The organism is uncultured Faecalibacterium sp. (assembly GCF_900066275.1).
Classification (GTDB): domain Bacteria; phylum Bacillota; class Clostridia; order Oscillospirales; family Ruminococcaceae; genus Faecalibacterium; species Faecalibacterium taiwanense.
In genome coordinates this window covers 1-1,279 of record NZ_FMFG01000088.1, presented here as the reverse complement: position 1 = coordinate 1,279, position 1,279 = coordinate 1, and the positions used below count along the sequence as shown (strand labels likewise).

General features: G+C 54.3%; 2 protein-coding genes. Both read right to left on the bottom strand.

Annotated features, from left to right (window positions below; all coding sequences use genetic code 11):
• Positions 1-8: 8 nt before the first annotated feature.
• A complete protein-coding gene (locus QZL71_RS13110; RefSeq protein WP_363912719.1) occupies positions 9-248 on the bottom strand; it encodes a hypothetical protein in 240 nt (79 codons plus the stop codon).
• A 28-nt stretch (positions 249-276) separates the two neighbouring features.
• On the bottom strand, positions 277-1,206 hold the full coding sequence (locus tag QZL71_RS13105) for a DNA topoisomerase (RefSeq protein ID WP_294649189.1): 930 nt from the start codon (positions 1,204-1,206) through the stop codon (positions 277-279).
• Between the last annotated feature and the right edge of the window lie 73 nt (positions 1,207-1,279).

The window sequence follows — 1,279 nt, the reverse complement described above, 5'->3', positions numbered from 1 at the left end:
GTGCAAGATCAAAGTTGAAGTCCACATGGATTTGGTATCCGCGATAAACTTCTACCCTGCGGATGCAGTTCGTAGAGTTCGTGCTTGCGCTTGTTGATGCGGCCACTTTTCACAAGGTCATAACCATACGGCGCACTGCCGCCCTTGAAGTGTCCTTCTTCCACAAGCTGCCGCAGGCTGGTACGGGTACGGACAGAAGTTTTTTCGCTTTCGCCGTCTGCCTGCCAGAAGCGGATATAGTTCAGCAATTTGTCAGTGTGGTTGTCGAATCGCTGCTCACCCTCTTGGGTACTCCATACCCGGATTCACTCCTTTTTTCATTTCCGTGTTCTTTACCAGTTCGGTAATCATCGTATTGATTTCGGTCATAAATTCACTCGGCTCCATTTCGCCACGTTCGATTTGCAGCAGCTTTGTTTCCCAGTCGGCGGTCATTTCCGGGGACTGAATTTCTTCGGGCATTACGGTAATAAGGGCTTTGCCCTTGTCGGTAGGCAGCAGCACCTTGGTTTTCTTGGTGCCCTTGCGTTCCAGAAAACCCTTCTGCACAAGCTTTTCAATGGTGGCGGCACGGGTAGCCGGGGTGCCGATACCCTGACGCTCCACGCCCTCCGGCATACTGTCTGCACTGGCGGTTTCCATAGCGTGCAGCAGGGTGTCCTCGGTAAAATGCTTCGGCGGCGAGGTCTGCCCCTCTTTCAGTTCTGCATTGAGGATGCCGCACTCGTTTTTCGCTGCATTTGGCAGGGCGGCGAGTTCTTGCTTCCGGTTCAAGATGTCCGCCAGCACCTTGCGCTCCACCGCTTTCCAGCCTTCCTCCAAAACCTCCTTGCCCTTGGCGGTAAACTCCTCCCCAGCACATTCGGTTGTCAGCAGGGTTTCCAGATAACGGAAGGGCTTGCTCACCGCCATCAATGTCCGGGCGATGATGAGCTTCAGGATGTTCTGCTCGCCCTTGGGCAGAGCCTCCAGATCGGCTTGCAGCATACTGCGGGTGGGCAGGATGGCGTGGTGGTCGGTGACTTTTTCCCGGTTGACGGTGCGCCGTGTCCGGGGCACCGCCTCGTCCACATCTTCCGGGGTAATGTCGAGAAAAACCTCCAGCGCCTCGGTCAGCTCCTCCAGCATTTCCTCGTCATCATCGGTGATATAGCAGCTATCAGTTCGGGGATAAGTGGTAAGTTTCTTCTCATACAGGCTCTGCACATGGACTCATCATCCAAAACCTTAAAGGGGTGGTTTTTGAAAGGAAACAGCTCTCCGATGGGGATTTGCTGCA